The organism is Pseudomonas sp. GXZC (assembly GCF_026967615.1).
GTDB classification, from domain to species: domain Bacteria; phylum Pseudomonadota; class Gammaproteobacteria; order Pseudomonadales; family Pseudomonadaceae; genus Aquipseudomonas; species Aquipseudomonas azotoformans_A.
In genome coordinates this window covers 6,554,826-6,571,346 of the sequence record NZ_CP114115.1, presented here as the reverse complement: position 1 = coordinate 6,571,346, position 16,521 = coordinate 6,554,826, and the positions used below count along the sequence as shown (strand labels likewise).

Below are 16,521 nucleotides of genomic sequence, written 5' to 3'. Positions count from 1 at the left end.
AGGACAACAACAATGATTATCTACGGTGTGGCATTGCTGGCGATCTGCACGCTCGCGGGCGTGATCATGGGCGACATGCTCGGCGTGTTGCTGGGCGTCAAATCCAACGTGGGCGGGGTGGGGATCGCGATGATCCTGCTGATCTGCGCTCGCCTGTGGATGCAGAAACGCGGCGGGATGACCAAGGATTGCGAAATGGGCGTGGGCTTCTGGGGCGCGATGTACATCCCCGTGGTGGTGGCGATGGCTGCGCAACAAAACGTGGTGACCGCTCTGCACGGTGGCCCTGTGGCGGTGCTCGCGGCGATTGGGTCAGTGGTGGTGTGTGGTTGCACCATTGCGCTGATCAGCCGTACCCACAAGGGCGAACCGCTGCCCGATGAAGAACCGCTGATCGTTCCTGCGGGAGGCCGCTGATATGTGGGATCTCATTGAAAAAGGCTTGGAACACAATGGCCTGATTACCGCGTTCGCCTTCGTTGGCGTGGTGATGTGGATTTCGGTGGTGCTGTCCAAGCGCCTGACGTTCGGGCGCATCCATGGCTCGGCGATTGCCATTGTCATCGGCCTGGTCTTGGCCTGGGTCGGCGGCACCATTACCGGCGGCCAGAAAGGCCTGGCGGACCTGGCGCTGTTCTCCGGCATCGGCCTGATGGGCGGCGCAATGCTGCGGGACTTCGCCATCGTCGCCACGGCGTTTGAAGTGCAAGCCACCGAGGCGCGCAAGGCCGGAATGATCGGTGTGATCGCGTTGCTGCTGGGCACGATCCTGCCGTTTATCGTCGGCGCGAGCATGGCCTGGGCCTTTGGTTATCGCGATGCGATCAGCATGACCACCATTGGCGCGGGCGCCGTCACCTACATCGTCGGCCCGGTGACCGGCGCGGCGATTGGCGCGACGTCGGATGTGATGGCGCTGTCGATTGCCACCGGGTTGATCAAGGCGATCCTGGTGATGGTGGGTACGCCGGTCGCGGCGCGTTGGATGGGGCTGGACAACCCGCGCTCGGCGATGGTGTTTGGTGGGTTGGCCGGTACGGTGAGCGGCGTGACCGCTGGCTTGGCGGCGACAGATCGGCGGTTGGTGCCGTATGGCGCGCTGACGGCGACGTTCCACACCGGGCTTGGGTGTTTGCTTGGGCCTTCGTTGCTGTACTTCATCGTGCGCGGCCTGGTCGGTTAATGTGGTGAGCGGGCTTGCCCCGCGCTGGGCTGCGCAGCAGCCCCATCAAAAACACTGATTTATTTCAGGCCAACTGCTGTGTCAGGCCTTAGGGCTGCTTCGCAGCCCAGCGCGGGGCAAGCCCGCTCACCACAAGGAATGTCTCAAGCCTGGCGATTGGCGTACATCCGGCACTCCGCCAACAACGCCAACAAGTTCGGGTCCCTTTCCTTGGCCTTCAAGAACACCACGCCAATATGCTGCTGCAACCGATACCGGGGTTGCAGCGGTATCAACTTCACGCGGTTCTCATACACCGCCGCAATCCGCCCTGGCAGCAGCGCATAACCCACGCCTGAGCTGACCATGCTCAGCAACGTGAAGATGTCATTGACCTGCATCGCCACCTTCGGCTCGAACCCCGCCTGTTTGAACACGCGATTGCCATCCTGGTGCGTGGCGAAGCCTTGGGTGAGGGTGATGAAGGTCGCGTCACGCACATCTGCGAGATCGATTTGCTGGTCGCGGTCGAACGGAGAATCCGCCGGGGTGGCGAGGAAAATATCGTCGGAGAACAGCGCGATCTGTTCGCAGTCCGGGTCGTTGGCGTGCTCGTCGAGGGAGATGAGGATCGCGTCCACTTCCATGTTCTTGAGCTTGTAGAGCAGGTCGAAGTTGGAGCCCAGGATCAGGTCGATGTTGAGTTCGCTGCGACGGATCTTCAGGCCCATGATCAGTTGCGGCACGGTCTTCACCGTCAGCGAATACAGCGAGCCGAGCTTGAAGCGTTCGGCCGAGAAGCCAGCGGCTTCGCGGGTGAGGCGCACGCTGTCGACCACATCGGCCACCAGTTTCTGTGCGCGTTCTTCCAAGACGTAGGCGCTTTCCAGCGGCGTGAGGTTGCGGCCTTCGTGTTTGAACAGCGGGCAGCGCAAGGCGTTTTCCAGGGAGTGGATGGCGCGGTGCACACTGACGTTGCTGGTTTGCAGCTCGGCGGCGGCACGGGCAAGGTTGCCGGTGCGCATGAACGCCAGGAAGATCTCGAGCTTTTTGAGGGTGAATTCTTCGTCGATCAGCATGGCCGTGGCTCTGGTTCGAATGCTGTCGATTGTGCCCCTAAAACCAGTCCGCTCCCAGCCATGCACTGCACAGGCCCAATAGCACGCCGAGGAGGATCAGCCAGATCGCATTCAGCCGCGTGTAATACACCACGGCGGCGCTGGCCAGGGTCAGCACCAGGCTGGTGGCGTTGTTTTCCAGGCTGTTCATCAGGATGTAGCTGGCGGCGAGGATCAGGCCGATGGAAATCGGCAGCAAGCTGCGCTTGACCCGCTGCACCCACGGCGTTTCGGTATGGCGCTCCAGCCAGCCGGCGCCGAGGTAAGTCACCACCGAGCAGGGCAACAGCTTGGCGGCCAGTGCCACCAGCGCGCCGGGCAGTCCTGCGGCTTGCTGGCCGATGAACACCAGGAACATGCCATTCGGCCCCGGCAGTGCCTGGGACAAGGCAAAGAACGCCACGAATTGCGCGTCAGTGATCCAGTTCATGTCGGTGACGGTGTAGCGGTGGATATCGCTGAGCGCCACGGTATTGCCGCCAATCGCCATCAGCGACCACAGCGCGCATTGGATCATCAGGTGCAGCAGGACGGTTTGCATCAGCCGGCCACCTTGCCTGATCCGATAAAGCTCAAGGCCAGGGAACTGGGGATACAGATCAGCAGCACCATCCACAGCGGCAGCACGAAGATGGCCATCAAGACAAAGGTCAGCACGAAGGCGCTGTAGTTGGCCAGCGTACGCGGCATGGCCTTGAGCAGGCGCAAGGTGGTGCCCAGCATCAATCCAGTGGCAATCGGCATGACGGCGCCGAAGATCTGCTGCACCACATCGTGGCTCCACCACTTGGCATAGGCGAAGCCGGCCAGCACGGTGATCAACGAGGGGAACAGGTACAGCCCGCACACCGCCGCCAACGCGCCGCGCAAGCCATGCAGACGCCGGCCATAGATGATGCCGACGTTGGCAATGTTGGGGCCAGGAAAGAACTGGCCGGTGGTCAGCAGTTCGTTGAACGCGGCCTCAGTCAGCCAGCGCCTGCGGTCGACCATCATCTGCCGCGCCCAGGGCAATACGCCGCCGAAACCACAAAGGCCAACCCAGGCAAAGTTGTAAAACAGTTGCCACAGCCTGGGTGGCGGGGCGAGAGGGGGCTCGGACATGTTCGGTTCCACTGGCAGGAGCGCTCAGACAATCACCCCATGGCATTCGGCTAGTTGTTTTTGGAAGCGTAGGGTACTCGCCGTGGGCTGCCACCCTTGATAACCCCCGCGAAGCGTCGCGGCCTCCGTGCGGCCGTAGGCCTGGCGAAACGCCTGGGGCAACGGGCGACTGAAGGGCGTCGCGAACCATTGGCGGAACAGGTGGCGTTTGTCATCCAGTGGCCCGATATCGGTGAACGGCGTGCGGGCATGGCAGACCACGTGGTTATTCAACAGGTGCAGGTCGCCTGGCTGCAAGTGAATTTCCAGACAGTTTTCCGGGGCCGATGCCAATTGCTCGAAAGCATCGACAGCGTCCCAGGTGGCGTCGGAGAGCTTGGGTGCACCCGGTAAATGGCGGCAGGCGAGGATTCGTTTACGGTAGAAGCGGCCTGCAAAAACGCCGTGGTGGACGGCGAAAACCGGGCAGCGGAAAAAACCTTGGCGTGCCAGGTCCAGGAACGGCAAGGGTTGATAGAGTGCCTGGAGCCAGGCAAGGTTTTGCCGGGCGAGTTGATTGTGCACCGTGAGCATATTGGTCACCCAGGTGTGCCCGCCATAAGCAGCCTTGCGTCGGCAGAGCAGGGCGGACAGGTCGCAGGCGTCGACGTGAAACCCCATGGCCGCGTTGGTGATGTTGTCGCGCAGCCGGTGTTCTCCGGCGCTGATATCGCGCACATCCACCAGCAATTGCCCTGCGTCGTTCTGGATCAGCGGCACCCCCAGGTGCAGCCCGATGCCCCAGGCCAGCCAGCGTGCCTGGGTTTCATTCAGGTGAGCGATGGGGAGCCCACGGATCAAAAAGAGACCCAGGCGGGTCTCACAGGAGAGAACGGCTCTTTGCAGCATGGCGTGCAAGGTGGGCAGAGGAAAGTCCAGCGGCGTGCAGCGCAAGGCCGGTTTTGCGCAACGCTGAATCTGTTCCAGGGCTCGTTCCACTTCGTGGATTTGCGGCGTGGAGAGGGTGTAGACCCACTGGCGGTGAGCGTCGCGCAAGCTGGCGGCATTCCACGGTTCGTTGGACTCGGGCAACAGCTCGCCGACACCTGGAGGCTTGGGAGGCATTTTTCGAACTCCTGGCAGACGGGGTTCGAGCTACATAGTCCAACGGTTGCGCGGGGTCAAACGGCGGTGCGTGCGGTAGCTGACCCTTTACGTCTGTCGGTAGGAGGCAAGCACTTTGGCTTGAGGGGCCTTTCTTTGTTAACAGACGAATACTCCTTTTGCTTCGACTGAAACAAAGAAACCGACAGGTCGACCAATGCGCTGTGTTGCCGATGCGAAAAACGTTGTCACATATGCGTCAGATAATCACATCGGGTGTTTTTTCTTGAGTTGCACAAGGCTGGATCTGGTCTAGCAGCGGTAATTCAGAGGTGAGTGACACATGTATCACGGGGAACGATTCAACGCCTGGAGCCATTTGCTTGGGGCGGTTGCGGCCTGTATCGGCGCGGTGTGGATGTTGGTGGTGGCGAGCCTGGACGGCAGCCCCTGGAAGATTGTCAGCGTGGCGATCTATGGCTTTACCCTGATGGTGTTGTACAGCGCCTCGACCGTGTACCACAGCGTGAAGGGGCGGCGAAAAGAGATCATGCAGAAGGTCGATCACTTTTCGATCTACCTGCTGATCGCCGGCAGCTACACGCCGTTTTGCCTGGTGACCTTGAGAGGGCCGTGGGGCTGGACGCTGTTTGGCATCGTGTGGGGGCTGGCGGTGATCGGCATTCTGCAGGAGATCAAGCCGCGCTCCGAGGCGCGCATCCTGTCGATCGTGATTTACGCGGTGATGGGCTGGATCGTGCTGGTGGCGGTCAAGCCGCTGCTTGCCGCATTGGGCACGGCGGGGTTTATCTGGCTGGCGTCGGGCGGCGTTTTATACACCGTCGGTATCATCTTTTTTGCCTTGGAGGACCGCCTGCGCCACTCCCATGGGATCTGGCATTTGTTTGTGATCGGCGGGAGTTTGCTGCACTTCGTGGCGATCATGCACTACGTCCTATAAACGCTCCAGAAGCTCACGGGCACGCTGGCCAAAGATCTGCAGCAGATTGGCCAGCATGTGCGGCGGCGGTTCATCGGCGCGGGTCAGGGCGTACAGGGTGATCGGCAGTGGCGGCGTGAGCGTGCGGATGCACGTGGTGGCCGTCGAGGCACCCAGGGCCGTAAAGGGGTCGATGACGGTGAGGCCGGCGCCGGACTCCACCATGGCGCGGGCCAGGGAGTAGGTTTGCACGGCGATTGTCACCCGTGGCGGTGGGTCGACGTTTTCCAGGTAGCTGTCGAGTTTCGCGGCCAGCGGGTCGGCGCTGGACAGGCCAATCAGCGGCGTGCCTGCCAGATTCGCCAGGGGCAATGGCTGGCTCAATTCGGCGTCGGACCAATAGCCTTTGGACGCCAGCGCCACCAGCACACCGTTGGCCAGCACCTGCGTGGTCAACCCCGGATGGCCGGAGAAGTTGAGCGTCAGCGCCAGGTCGATCTCACGCATCAGCAGCTTCTGCACCAGCTCGCGGCTATGGTCGCTGGACAGTTCGCAGGCCATGTCCGGGTAGTCGCGCTTCCATTCCAGAATCGCCGGCGGCAGCAGTGACAAGGCCAGCGCCGGGATCGCACCGATGCGTACGCTCTGGCCTGGTGCACGGCGCAGACTCTTGGCCAGGCGTCGCACGCCTTGCAGGCTTTCGGTGACTTTCTCCACTTCGCTTTCCAGCGCCAGGGCTTCCGGGGTGGGCTGCAATTTGCCGCGCACTCGCAGGAACAGCGGGAAGCCCAGCTGCAATTCAGCGTGTTGCAGCACCTTGGTCACCGCCGGTTGCGACACATGCAACAACTGCGCGGCGGCGCTGACGGAGCCGGTCTGGCGGATGGCCTGGAAGATTTCGATATGACGCAAGCGCATGGCACGTCCATAACCTTTGTTTATAGGCGAGCCATCTTTATTCATTGTCGGCGGCCTGTCACCTGCCCCTAGGCTTGAGACTTCTGGATTCAACGGCGGACGGCGCAAATGGTGTGCATTATCGGGGGTGGGGTGATTGGCCTGGCCAGCGCCTATGCGTTGGTGCGTGCCGGTCATGAGGTGACGGTGATCGACGCGCGCGAGACCCTGGGCAGCGAGACCAGCTTCGCCAACGGCGGTCAACTGTCCTATCGCTACGTGGCGCCACTGGCCGATGCGGGTGTGCCGCTGCAAGCCATCGGTTGGTTGTTGCGCGGTGACTCTCCGTTGAAGCTGCGCCCGCGCCTCGATCCCCAGCAGTGGCGTTGGATGGCGGCGTTTCTGGGCGCCTGCCGTGGCTCGGTAAACAAGCGCAATGCCGCGCATCTGCTGCGCCTGGCTTCGCTGAGCCAAGACACCTTGCAGCAATGGCGCGAGGATGATCGCCTGGACGGCTTTGACTGGCGACGCAACGGCAAGCTGGTGACCTTTCGCAGTGGCGCTTCCTTTGAAAAGGCGCGCAGCAAGGTCACCGATATCCTGCAACAGCAAGTGGTCTCAGCCGCCGATTGCGCACGCCTCGAACCCGCGCTGGCGGACGGTGGTTTTGTCGGCGGGATCTACACGCCGAATGAAGAAGTCGCTGATTGTCATGCCTTCTGCCAGCAGTTGGCGGCGCGGCTGGAAGCGTCGGGACGTTGCCGGTTTTTGCTGGGCCGCAAGGTCACCGGTATTCGCCACGCCGCGGGCACAGTGCAGGCCATCGAGTTAGGGGATGAGGTGATGCCCGTTGAGCATCTGGTGCTGGCGGCCGGATATCGTAGCGCCGAGTTGGGTGTGCCGTTGCCGCTGTACCCGCTCAAGGGTTACAGCCTCAGCGTACCGATTGGTGCTCAACACCAGGCACTGAACGTGAGCATCACCGACTACGACCGCAAGATCGTCTACGCACGCATCGGTGAACAGCTGCGGGTCGCGGCCATGGTGGATATCGTCGGCTTCGACGCCAGCCTCGAGCCCAAACGCCTCGCATTGATGAAGCGCCAGGCACTGGAGACATTCCCGCTCGCCGGCGATTATGCCCACGCGGTGGAGTGGGCCGGTATGCGTCCGGCGACGCCGACCGGCGTACCGTTGATTGGCGCCAGTACCTGCCGCAACCTGTGGCTGAACCTTGGCCACGGCGCGCTGGGTTTTACATTGGCCTGTGGCAGCGGGCAGTTGCTGGCCGAGCTGATCAGCCAGCGCGCCCCTTCCATCGATATGCAAGGCCTTGAGCCAGCGCTGATTTGATCGAGTTGCAGAAGAAAGCGTTAGAAATCGCCCCACAACTGCTGGGCGACTGCCAACGCCACCACGGGTGCCGTCTCGGTGCGTAACACACGTGGGCCGAGGCGGGCCGCGTGGTAGCCGGCGGCTTGGGCGGTGTCGACTTCATTGTCGGTCAGCCCACCTTCAGGGCCGATCAGAAAGGCCAGGCTGGAAGGCTTGGCGTGACTGATCATCGGCTCGGCCACCGGGTGCAGCACCAGCTTCAAGTCCGCTTCGGTCTGTTTCAACCAGTCCGCCAACAGCAGTGGTGGGTGAATCACCGGCACCGTGGAGCGCCTGCATTGTTCGCAGGCGCTGATCGCCACCTGGCGCCAGTGCAGCAGGCGTTTGTCGGCGCGTTCGTCCTTGAGCCGCACTTCGCAGCGCTCGCTGAAAATCGGCGTGATGGCGTTGACGCCCAGTTCGGTGGCTTTCTGAATAGCCCAATCCATGCGCTCGCCCCGGGACAAGCCCTGGCCCAGGTGGATGTGCAGCGGCGATTCAGCTTGGCCGGCAAAGCTTTCGGTGAGTTGCACGCTAACGCGTTTCTTGCCGACTTCCAGCAGGCTGCCCCGGAACTCCTGGCCGGAACCGTCGAACAATTGCACGGCGTCACCTTCGCCCATGCGCAGCACACGGCTGATGTAGTGCGCCTGGGCTTCCGGCAGTTCGTGATCGCCAAGGCTCAGCGGGGTGTCGGTGAAAAAACGGGACAGTCTCATTTCTTTTCTCTGCAAAATTCTGTGTAGGCGCGAGATAACGCAGGAGCAAAATAACTGTGGCGAGGGAGCTTGCTCCCGTTCGACTGCGCAGCAGTCGCCTGCTTTTGGGGGCGCTTCGCACCCCAGCGGGAGCAAGCTCCCTCGCCACAAATCAACCGGGGTCGCGGAAGCCTGGGTGGAAATCTTTTGGTACCGCAACACTGACACTGCTGTTAGTGGCGATATCGATGCCTTCGCTGGCCACTTCGGCGAGGAAGTCGATCTGCTCCGGCGTAATCACATAGGGCGGCAGGAAATACACCACGCTGCCCAGTGGCCGCAACAGTGCACCACGTTCCAGGGCATGCTCGAACACCTTCAGACCACGGCGTTCCTGCCACGGGTAGGCGGTCTTGGTGGCTTTGTCCTGGACCATTTCGATAGCCAGCACCATGCCGGTCTGGCGCACTTCCGACACGTGTGGATGGTCCACCAGATGCGCAGTGGCGGTGGCCATGCGCTGGGCCAGGGCCTTGTTGTTTTCGATGACGTTGTCTTCTTCGAAGATATCCAGGGTGGCCAACGCTGCCGCACACGCCAGTGGGTTGCCGGTGTAGCTGTGGGAGTGCAGGAAGGCGCGCAGGGTCGGGTAGTCGTCGTAGAACGCGTCGTACACGTCATCGGTGGTGACCACGGCGGCCAACGGCAGGTAACCACCGGTGAGGGCCTTGGACAGGCACAGGAAGTCCGGGCGGATGCCGGCCTGCTCACAGGCAAACATGCTGCCGGTGCGACCGAAGCCTACGGCGATTTCGTCGTGGATCAAATGCACGCCGTAGCGATCGCAGGCTTCGCGCAGCAATTTGAGGTACACCGGGTGGTACATGCGCATGCCGCCGGCGCCCTGGATCAGCGGTTCGATGATCACGGCGGCAACGGTGTCGTGATGCTCGGCGAGGGTCTGTTCCATTACCTGGGCCATCGTGCGCGAGTGGTCTTCCCAGCTCACGCCTTCGGGGCGCAGGTAGCAATCGGGGCTTGGCACTTTGATCGTGTCGAGCAGCAGCGCCTTGTAGGTCTCGGTGAACAGCGGCACGTCGCCCACCGACATCGCAGCGATGGTTTCGCCGTGGTAGCTGTTGGTCAGGGTGACGAAGCGCTTCTTGTTCGGCAGGCCGCGGTTGAGCCAATAGTGGAAGCTCATCTTCAGCGCGACTTCGATGCAGGACGAGCCGTTGTCGGCATAGAAGCAGCGGGTCATGCCTTCAGGCGTCATTTGCACCAGGCGCTCGGACAGCTCGATCACCGGCTGGTGGCTGAAACCGGCCAGGATCACGTGTTCCAGCTGGTCGACCTGGTCCTTGATGCGCTGGTTGATACGCGGGTTGGCGTGGCCAAACACGTTGACCCACCAGGAACTGACGGCATCGAGGTAGCGCTTGCCTTCGAAGTCTTCCAGCCACACGCCTTCACCGCGCTTGATCGGGATCAGCGGCAGTTGCTGGTGGTCTTTCATTTGGGTGCAGGGATGCCACAGCACCGCCAGGTCGCGTTGCATCCACTGGTTGTTCAAGCCCATCGGTGATCTCCTCGAAGCGGTCCTGCGGCGGGCGCAGGTAAAACAATCGCGCAAGCCTATGCAATGCATGGCTGTGTCACAAGCCATTACCTATGAATTGACGGTAAAGGCAGGACGGTCTGTCACGTTTCTTCTGGATAGTCCTTAATCCGATGTTAATTTACGCTTCATACCCTCAAGATCGTATTTCTCGATATTTCAAAGCGAAATTTTCCGCTTTAATTCGATAGGTAAATCGCTAGTCTTGGGCGCACTACTACGGGATTAAGTACATGCAGTTACGTAATTCACCGGCCCGCTATGGCTGGGTCAGCATGGTTTTGCACTGGGGCGTGGCCCTGGTGGTGTTTGGCTTGTTCGCCCTGGGCCTGTGGATGGTCGGTCTCGACTACTACAGCGCCTGGCGTAAAGACGCGCCGGACCTGCATAAGAGCATTGGCATCACGCTGTTCGCCATCATGCTGGTGCGTATTGTCTGGCGCCTGGTGAGCCCGCCGCCGCCACCGCTGGCCAGCTACAGCCGCATGACCCGTATCGGCGCTGCCTTTGGCCACGGGTTCCTGTATCTCGGGTTGTTTGCCGTGATGATCGCCGGTTACCTGATTTCCACCGCAGACGGTGTCGGTATCCCGGTGTTTGGCCTGTTTGAGATTCCTGCCGTGGTTTCCGGACTACCGGACCAGGCAGATAACGCCGGCCTGGTGCATCTGTACCTCGCTTGGGTGTTGGTGGTCTTCGCCGGCTTGCACGGCGTGGCTGCGTTGAAACACCACTTCATTGACCGTGATGTGACCCTGCTTCGTATGCTGGGCCGCAAAGCCTGATGTTCAACCTCGACTCACAAGGAATAGAACGCATGTTGAAAAAGACCCTCGCCGCTCTGGCAATCGGTACTGCCCTGCTGTCTGCAGGTCAGGTGATGGCTGCTGACTACAAGATCGACAAGGAAGGCCAGCACGCCTTCATCGACTGGAAAATCAGCCACCTGGGCTACAGCTTCATCCACGGTACTTTCAAGGACTGGGATGGCACCTTCAGCTGGGACGCCGCCAAGCCTGAGGCCAGCAAAATCGCGGTCGATGTGAAAACCGCCAGCCTGTGGTCCAACCACGCAGAACGTGACAAGCACATCGCCAGCAAAGACTTCCTGGACGTTGCCAAGTTCGCTGACGCCAAGTTCGTCTCTACCGCCGTTAAATCGACCGGCGAAAAAACCGCTGACGTGACCGGCGACCTGACCTTCCACGGCGTGACCAAGCCGGTGACCTTCAAGGCCACCTTCAACGGTGAAGGCAAAGACCCGTGGGGCGGCGAGCGTGCCGGCTTCAACGCCAAGACCACCGTCAACCTGAACGACTTCGGCATCAAAGGCCCTGGCCCGTCCTCGCAGACTGTGGACCTGGACATCTCGCTGGAAGGTGTTAAGCAGAAGTAATTTCTGCCTGCACAAAAAAATGCCCCGCATCGAAAGATGCGGGGCATTTTTTATTGGGCTACAAAACTCAGCGGTTGCGGGTCAGCAACGCTGGCTTTTCACCACGAGGACGGCCTGGCAACTGATCCAACTGCTCGGGTGTCGGGAAGCGATCCGCTTTCGACTCCTTGTGGATGATCTTTGGTGCAGGGCCACCGCGTGGGTTCTGCACGGCCGGTTCGGACGAGCGAGGCTGGTCGTCACGGGCTGGGCGACGGTTGTTGCTGCGCGAGTCTTCGCGGCGCGCCTGGCCGTCACGGGGTGCACCGTTGCGCGGGCCGTTGCGCTTGGCAGGTGGCGTACCCGTGGTGCCGCCGCTGCTGTTGCGTGGGCCATTCTGACGGCCACCTTGTGGCTGACCGCCACGTGGAGCGCCTGCGCCCTGTGCCGGGGCACCTGGACGACGGCCACGGCCTTGGGCCGGTTTGGCCTGTGGCACGTAGTCAACGCGGTTACCGAAGTTATCCACGTCGTCGTCGAGGAACTCGTCCGGCGCACGGTCGGCAGCGGCGCGTGGCGGTTGGCTCGGCTGGCGCTGTTCGCGGGCCGGGGTACCTTCACGGGGTTTCTGCTCACGGGCTGGGCGTTCGCCACGGCCGCTGGTCGCAGATTTTTCCTTGCCTTTATCTTTGCCCTTGTCGCGACGACCACCGCCACCACCGCCGCCGTTCGGGCCATCACCCTTCGGACCGCGTGGGTTGCGCGGATTACGCACGTCTGGACGCTCGCGCGCTTCAGGCTTCTCGGCCTCCACGGTGCTGGCATCGAAGCCCATCAGGTCGCCATCGGCGATTTTCTGCTTGGTCATGCGTTCGATGCTTTTCAGCAGTTTTTCTTCGTCCGGCGCCACCAGGGAGATGGCTTCACCCGAGCGACCGGCACGGCCAGTACGGCCGATACGGTGCACGTAGTCTTCATCGACGTTCGGCAGCTCGAAGTTGACCACGTGTGGCAACTGGTCGATATCCAGGCCGCGGGCGGCGATATCGGTGGCGACCAGGATGCGTACGGTGCCGGCCTTGAAGTCAGCCAGGGCCTTGGTGCGCGCGTTCTGGCTCTTGTTACCGTGGATGGCGACGGCGGTGAGGCCGTGCTTGTCCAGGTACTCGGCCAGGCGGTTGGCGCCATGCTTGGTGCGGGTGAAGACCAGCACCTGTTCCCAAGCGCCGGCGGTGATCAGGTGGGCCAGCAGCGCACGCTTGTGGCTGGCAGGCAGGCGGAACACACGTTGCTCGATACGCTCGACCGTGGTGTTCGGCGGCGTGACTTCGATGCGCTCCGGGTTGTGCAGCAGCTTGCCAGCCAGGGCCGTGATGTCCTGGGAGAACGTGGCCGAGAACAGCAGGTTCTGGCGTTTGGCCGGCAGGCGCGCGAGGACCTTTTTCACGTCATGGACAAAGCCCATGTCGAGCATGCGGTCGGCTTCGTCCAGCACGAGGATTTCCACGTGGGACAAATCGACGCTGCCTTGGCCGCACAGGTCGAGCAAGCGACCCGGGCAGGCGACCAGTACGTCCACACCACGGGACATGGCCTGAACCTGTGGGTTCATGCCGACGCCGCCGAAGATGCAGGCGCTGACGAACTTCAAGTCGCGGGCATACAGCTTGAAGCTGTCGTGCACTTGGGCGGCGAGTTCGCGGGTGGGGGTCAGGACCAGTACGCGCGGTTGGCGCGGGCCGTGACGCTGGGATTTGTCCGGGTGACCATTGGGAAACAACCGCTCCAGAATCGGGAGGGCGAAGCCGCCGGTTTTACCAGTACCTGTCTGAGCCGCGACCATCAGGTCGCGACCTTGCAACACGGCGGGAATGGCCCGCTGTTGCACCGGAGTAGGCTCGGTATAGCCCGCTGCCTCGATGGCGCGGACTAAAGCCTCGGAGAGACCGAGGGAAGCAAAGGACATGAGTAATCCTGTTTTAGTTAGGGCTTGGCCCAAAGGGATAATCTTGCCGGGCGTGAATGACGCTTAGGGGAGCGTTATCCCGTCCGGTCCTGCTGCGTCTGGCGGGCACTCCACCGGCTCGCGCGGGCTGGAAGCTGCGCTGTAGCGGGGTTGGGTGCCTTTTTCAAGACCTCAGCGGCCGGGCGTGAGCCTGGCGGAAAGGCCGGAGTATAACAGAGCAATCACGGCGCGCTGCTTTCCTGCTGCTCAACGGTGCGTCCAGACCCCGTAATCGCTTGGATTCCACCATATTTGGCGCTCAAGGCGCTATAGGCCGGTTCTTGTTTGAAGCGTTTGAGCTCGGCGGCAAAGCGCTGTACCAACAGGTCCATGCCCGCGCCACGACGCACCGCAAGGAACTGCTGCTGGCGGCTGACCACCAACGGCGCCTGGCTGACCTTGCCTTCCAGGCCCAGCGTCTTGATCACATGCTGGCCTACGCGGCGGTCGGTGATCACCAGATCGATACGCCCGAGCATCAATTTGCCGAAGTTGGCTTCATGGCTGGGGGCGGGCTCACGGTTGAACAGGGTGGAATCGCTGAATGCCGCGCCGTACAGATACCCCGGCGACGTACCGACAGTCAGGCCGCGCACCTCTTCGAGGCTTTGAACGGGATGGGGGCGCTCATTGGCGTAGAACAGCACGAACTCCACCTCCGACAGCGGTTCGCTGGGGTACAGCAGCAAGGCGTCGCGCTCATGGCTGTGGAAAATATCCAGCGCCCCGTCGGCATGGCCCTGGTCGAGCATGGCCAGGCAGCGCTTCCAGGGCAGGAACTGCCATTGCACATCCACACCCAGGCGTTGGAACACGATCACCGTGGTTTCGTAGTCCAGCCCCTGCATGGTGCCCTGTTCTTCATACACATAGGGCGCCCAGGGCTCGGTGACAATGCGCAGTTTCTCGCCGTAAGCGGCCAGGCTCAGGCAAGTCAAAAGGGCAGCGGTCACAAGCTTCAGAATGATGGGCATGCCCTGAGGTTACGACGCTCCTGCCTTAAAGAGAAGCTCTGGCGCACGCATCTGCGGGCGATGCTATTTGGCCTCTGAGCTCATCAGGTGTTCATGGATGGCTGCGCGCCGCTCGCCGAGAATCAGGCGTACCAAGGGGTTGGCGAACCAGTGTTCCAATTGGTGCGCATCCACCGGGCATTTCTGGCGTTCTTCCTGGTTCTGCCGGGCTTTGTCCCACCAAACCGGGCCACAGGCTTGGTCGAATTCGTTTTCGTGTTCGTAGCAGCCGTAGAGAATCTCGCGGATGAACTGCTGCTTGCGCTTGGGCAATGCCAGGGTGATCAGCTTGTACATCTGGCGCTGCAGGCGCGGTGGGCGCGGCAGGTGGGCGGAGACTTTGCGTGTGTCGGCCAACGCCTCGGCGCTGATGGGGGCGGCGGCGTGCTTGGTGATCCAAGCCTTGACCTTGGCGCGGAACAGTTGCTTGCGGCTCCAATAGTGGTGGATCAGGTCCGGGCACTGGCGCACGTTGACCGTGCGGTAGGCAACCACCGACAGGCAGAACTCCTCAAGGGTGTACGCACCGCCCGCCAGCAGGAACAGGTCGTCCATCAGTGTGATGGAGTGATCCAGCAGGTGCGCGTCCTCTCGGGCCAGGCCCATGACGCCGGAATTGAGCAGCGGCATGTCGTCATCGGCCAAGCCTTTTTCTGCCAATACTTTCGCCAGGGAGCCGTACAGCGGGCTTTCGCGGTTATCGCCGTACTTGGCGTGGAACGCGTTGCACAGCAGGGTGCCGGGGGCGACGCGTTCGAACAGTGCCATGGGCGAGTCGTGGAAAAACGTGTCCGTGTCGATCAGCAGCGCGCGTTCCGAGGTTTCGAGGACTTGGCGCAACAGCACGTGCTTGGTGCGGAAATGGTAGCCGTGGGGTTCGCTCCAGCGTTGGCGCGTGGCGTCGTCCAGTGTGTGGACCTGCACCGGCAACCCCGCGTAGGGCGTTGGGTTATCGCTGAACACCTGGATGTCCAACGGCATGTTCTGAGTACCGCCCAGATGCGCGAGTGCGCTGGCGATGCTGAATACCGCTTCCTGATGGTAGGTCTCGGCGCCAAATACCAGGTAAACCAGCTGTGGGCGAGGAGTCGGGGACGCTGTATTCATTTACTGCTGGCTTCCATTCCGGGAGTGTGTGAACAAAAAAAGCCCCCGTATAAACGAGGGCCTGGGTACTGCTTGAACAACCTCAGCGCGGCAGCTTGAGGTTGTTCCAGATCGCAAGGCTCGGTTCGGCCTGGTTAAGGGTATAGAAATGCAGCCCCGGCGCACCACCGTTCAACAATTCTTCACACATATTTGTGATGACCTGTTCGCCAAACGCCTGGATGCTCTTGACGTCGTCGCCATAGGCTTCCAATTGCTTGCGCACCCAGCGTGGGATCTCGGCACCGCAGGCGTCGGAGAAGCGCGCCAGCTTGCTGTAGTTGGTGATTGGCATGATGCCCGGCACGATCGGGATGTTCACACCCATGGCACGTACACGCTCGACGAAGTAGAAGTAGCTGTCGGCGTTGAAGAAGTACTGGGTGATCGCGCTGTCGGCGCCAGCGTTGGCCTTGCGCACGAAGTTCTGCAGATCGTCTTCGAAGCTATGTGCCTGGGGGTGCATCTCCGGGTAAGCCGCCACTTCGATATAAAAGTGATCGCCGGTTTCTTCACGGATGAAGCTCACCAGGTCGTTGGCGTGGCGCAGCTCACCGCTGGCCATGCCCATGCCGGACGGCAGGTCGCCACGCAGGGCGACGATGCGCTTGATGCCGGCGGCCTTGTATTGCGTCAGCAGGCCGCGCAGGTCGGCCTTGCTGTCGCCCACGCATGACAAATGCGGAGCGGCGGGAACTTTGACTTGGCTTTCCAGCTGCAACACGGTGTTGATCGTGCGGTCACGGGTCGAGCCGCCGGCGCCGTAGGTGCAGGAAAAGAAGTCGGGGTTGTAGCTGGCCAACTGCGTAGCAGTCGCCATCAGTTTTTCATGCCCAGCATCGGTCTTGGTCGGGAAGAACTCGAAGCTGTAGCGACGGTCTTGGGACATGGTCGTATCCTTGGAAACTCAAAAAACCGGAAGGTGTTCACCGTCAATGTGGGAGCGGGCTTGCCCGCGATTGCAGTGGGTCAGTCGATACATTCTTCA

Annotated in this window: 17 protein-coding genes; 6 read left to right on the top strand and 11 right to left on the bottom strand. The window is 61.6% G+C overall.

The genetic code is table 11. The features are described from left to right. The first annotated feature begins 12 nt into the window (after positions 1-12). Both madL and madM read left to right on the top strand, forming a co-directional pair. Positions 13-417 (top strand): malonate transporter subunit MadL, encoded by a 405-nt coding sequence (madL, locus tag OZ428_RS31085; protein ID WP_061434475.1) that lies wholly within the window; start codon positions 13-15, stop codon positions 415-417. Position 418: 1 nt separating this feature from the next. Continuing rightward, a complete protein-coding gene (gene madM, locus OZ428_RS31080; protein ID WP_010207194.1) occupies positions 419-1,183 on the top strand; it encodes a malonate transporter subunit MadM in 765 nt (254 codons plus the stop codon). A 143-nt stretch (positions 1,184-1,326) separates the two neighbouring features. Here madM and OZ428_RS31075 read toward each other — a convergent pair whose 3' ends face one another. Genes OZ428_RS31075 through OZ428_RS31060 form a run of 4 tightly spaced genes read right to left on the bottom strand, consistent with a single transcriptional unit; the run spans position 1,327 to position 4,488 of the window. Next, entirely contained in the window at positions 1,327-2,241 is a 915-nt protein-coding gene (locus OZ428_RS31075; protein ID WP_095013851.1) for a LysR family transcriptional regulator, read from the bottom strand. A 37-nt stretch (positions 2,242-2,278) separates the two neighbouring features. Next, positions 2,279-2,821 carry a chromate transporter gene (locus OZ428_RS31070; protein WP_269132223.1) on the bottom strand — a complete coding sequence of 181 codons (543 nt, stop codon included), beginning with the start codon at positions 2,819-2,821 and terminating at the stop codon, positions 2,279-2,281. After that, entirely contained in the window at positions 2,821-3,384 is a 564-nt protein-coding gene (locus tag OZ428_RS31065; RefSeq protein ID WP_133075446.1) for a chromate transporter, read from the bottom strand. The genes OZ428_RS31070 and OZ428_RS31065 overlap by 1 nt, the downstream gene beginning before the upstream one ends. A 24-nt stretch (positions 3,385-3,408) precedes the next feature. Beyond that, positions 3,409-4,488: a TauD/TfdA family dioxygenase gene (locus OZ428_RS31060; protein ID WP_269132222.1), complete on the bottom strand. Its 1,080-nt coding sequence runs from the start codon at positions 4,486-4,488 to the stop codon at positions 3,409-3,411. A 322-nt stretch (positions 4,489-4,810) separates the two neighbouring features. On the opposite strand from OZ428_RS31060, the gene trhA reads away from it, so the two are divergent. Further along, positions 4,811-5,428: a PAQR family membrane homeostasis protein TrhA gene (gene trhA, locus OZ428_RS31055; RefSeq protein WP_016976069.1), complete on the top strand. Its 618-nt coding sequence runs from the start codon at positions 4,811-4,813 to the stop codon at positions 5,426-5,428. On the opposite strand, the gene OZ428_RS31050 is transcribed toward trhA, so the two are convergent. Further along, positions 5,423-6,325: a LysR family transcriptional regulator gene (locus tag OZ428_RS31050; protein WP_133075444.1), complete on the bottom strand. Its 903-nt coding sequence runs from the start codon at positions 6,323-6,325 to the stop codon at positions 5,423-5,425. The two genes, trhA and OZ428_RS31050, sit on opposite strands and share 6 nt — an antisense overlap. A 108-nt stretch (positions 6,326-6,433) precedes the next feature. Here OZ428_RS31050 and OZ428_RS31045 point away from each other — a divergent pair, with 108 nt between their 5' ends. After that, positions 6,434-7,657 carry a D-amino acid dehydrogenase gene (locus tag OZ428_RS31045; protein WP_133075443.1) on the top strand — a complete coding sequence of 408 codons (1,224 nt, stop codon included), beginning with the start codon at positions 6,434-6,436 and terminating at the stop codon, positions 7,655-7,657. A 20-nt stretch (positions 7,658-7,677) separates the two neighbouring features. On the opposite strand, the gene OZ428_RS31040 is transcribed toward OZ428_RS31045, so the two are convergent. Together OZ428_RS31040 and OZ428_RS31035 are read right to left on the bottom strand one after the other, a co-directional pair. Then, complete coding sequence (locus tag OZ428_RS31040) at positions 7,678-8,397, bottom strand: 16S rRNA (uracil(1498)-N(3))-methyltransferase (RefSeq protein ID WP_133075442.1); 720 nt, start codon at positions 8,395-8,397, stop codon at positions 7,678-7,680. A gap of 151 nt (positions 8,398-8,548) precedes the next feature. Continuing rightward, entirely contained in the window at positions 8,549-9,955 is a 1,407-nt protein-coding gene (locus OZ428_RS31035) for an adenosylmethionine--8-amino-7-oxononanoate transaminase (RefSeq protein WP_269132221.1), read from the bottom strand. A gap of 272 nt (positions 9,956-10,227) precedes the next feature. Between OZ428_RS31035 and OZ428_RS31030 the strand changes: the two genes are divergently transcribed. Together OZ428_RS31030 and OZ428_RS31025 are read left to right on the top strand one after the other, a co-directional pair. After that, positions 10,228-10,779 (top strand): cytochrome b, encoded by a 552-nt coding sequence (locus OZ428_RS31030; protein ID WP_033897097.1) that lies wholly within the window; start codon positions 10,228-10,230, stop codon positions 10,777-10,779. Positions 10,780-10,811: 32 nt separating this feature from the next. Continuing rightward, positions 10,812-11,390 (top strand): YceI family protein, encoded by a 579-nt coding sequence (locus OZ428_RS31025; protein ID WP_016976077.1) that lies wholly within the window; start codon positions 10,812-10,814, stop codon positions 11,388-11,390. A gap of 67 nt (positions 11,391-11,457) precedes the next feature. On the opposite strand, the gene OZ428_RS31020 is transcribed toward OZ428_RS31025, so the two are convergent. From OZ428_RS31020 to metF, 4 genes are all read right to left on the bottom strand, one after another. Beyond that, on the bottom strand, positions 11,458-13,335 hold the full coding sequence (locus OZ428_RS31020) for a DEAD/DEAH box helicase (protein WP_133075440.1): 1,878 nt from the start codon (positions 13,333-13,335) through the stop codon (positions 11,458-11,460). 221 nt (positions 13,336-13,556) lie between these two features. After that, positions 13,557-14,348, bottom strand: a complete 792-nt coding sequence (locus OZ428_RS31015) for a substrate-binding periplasmic protein (RefSeq protein WP_269132220.1) — start codon at positions 14,346-14,348, stop codon at positions 13,557-13,559. A 63-nt stretch (positions 14,349-14,411) separates the two neighbouring features. Next, complete coding sequence (locus OZ428_RS31010; RefSeq protein ID WP_269132219.1) at positions 14,412-15,494, bottom strand: hypothetical protein; 1,083 nt, start codon at positions 15,492-15,494, stop codon at positions 14,412-14,414. An 82-nt stretch (positions 15,495-15,576) separates the two neighbouring features. After that, entirely contained in the window at positions 15,577-16,422 is an 846-nt protein-coding gene (metF, locus tag OZ428_RS31005; protein WP_269132218.1) for a methylenetetrahydrofolate reductase [NAD(P)H], read from the bottom strand. Positions 16,423-16,521 lie beyond the last annotated feature (99 nt).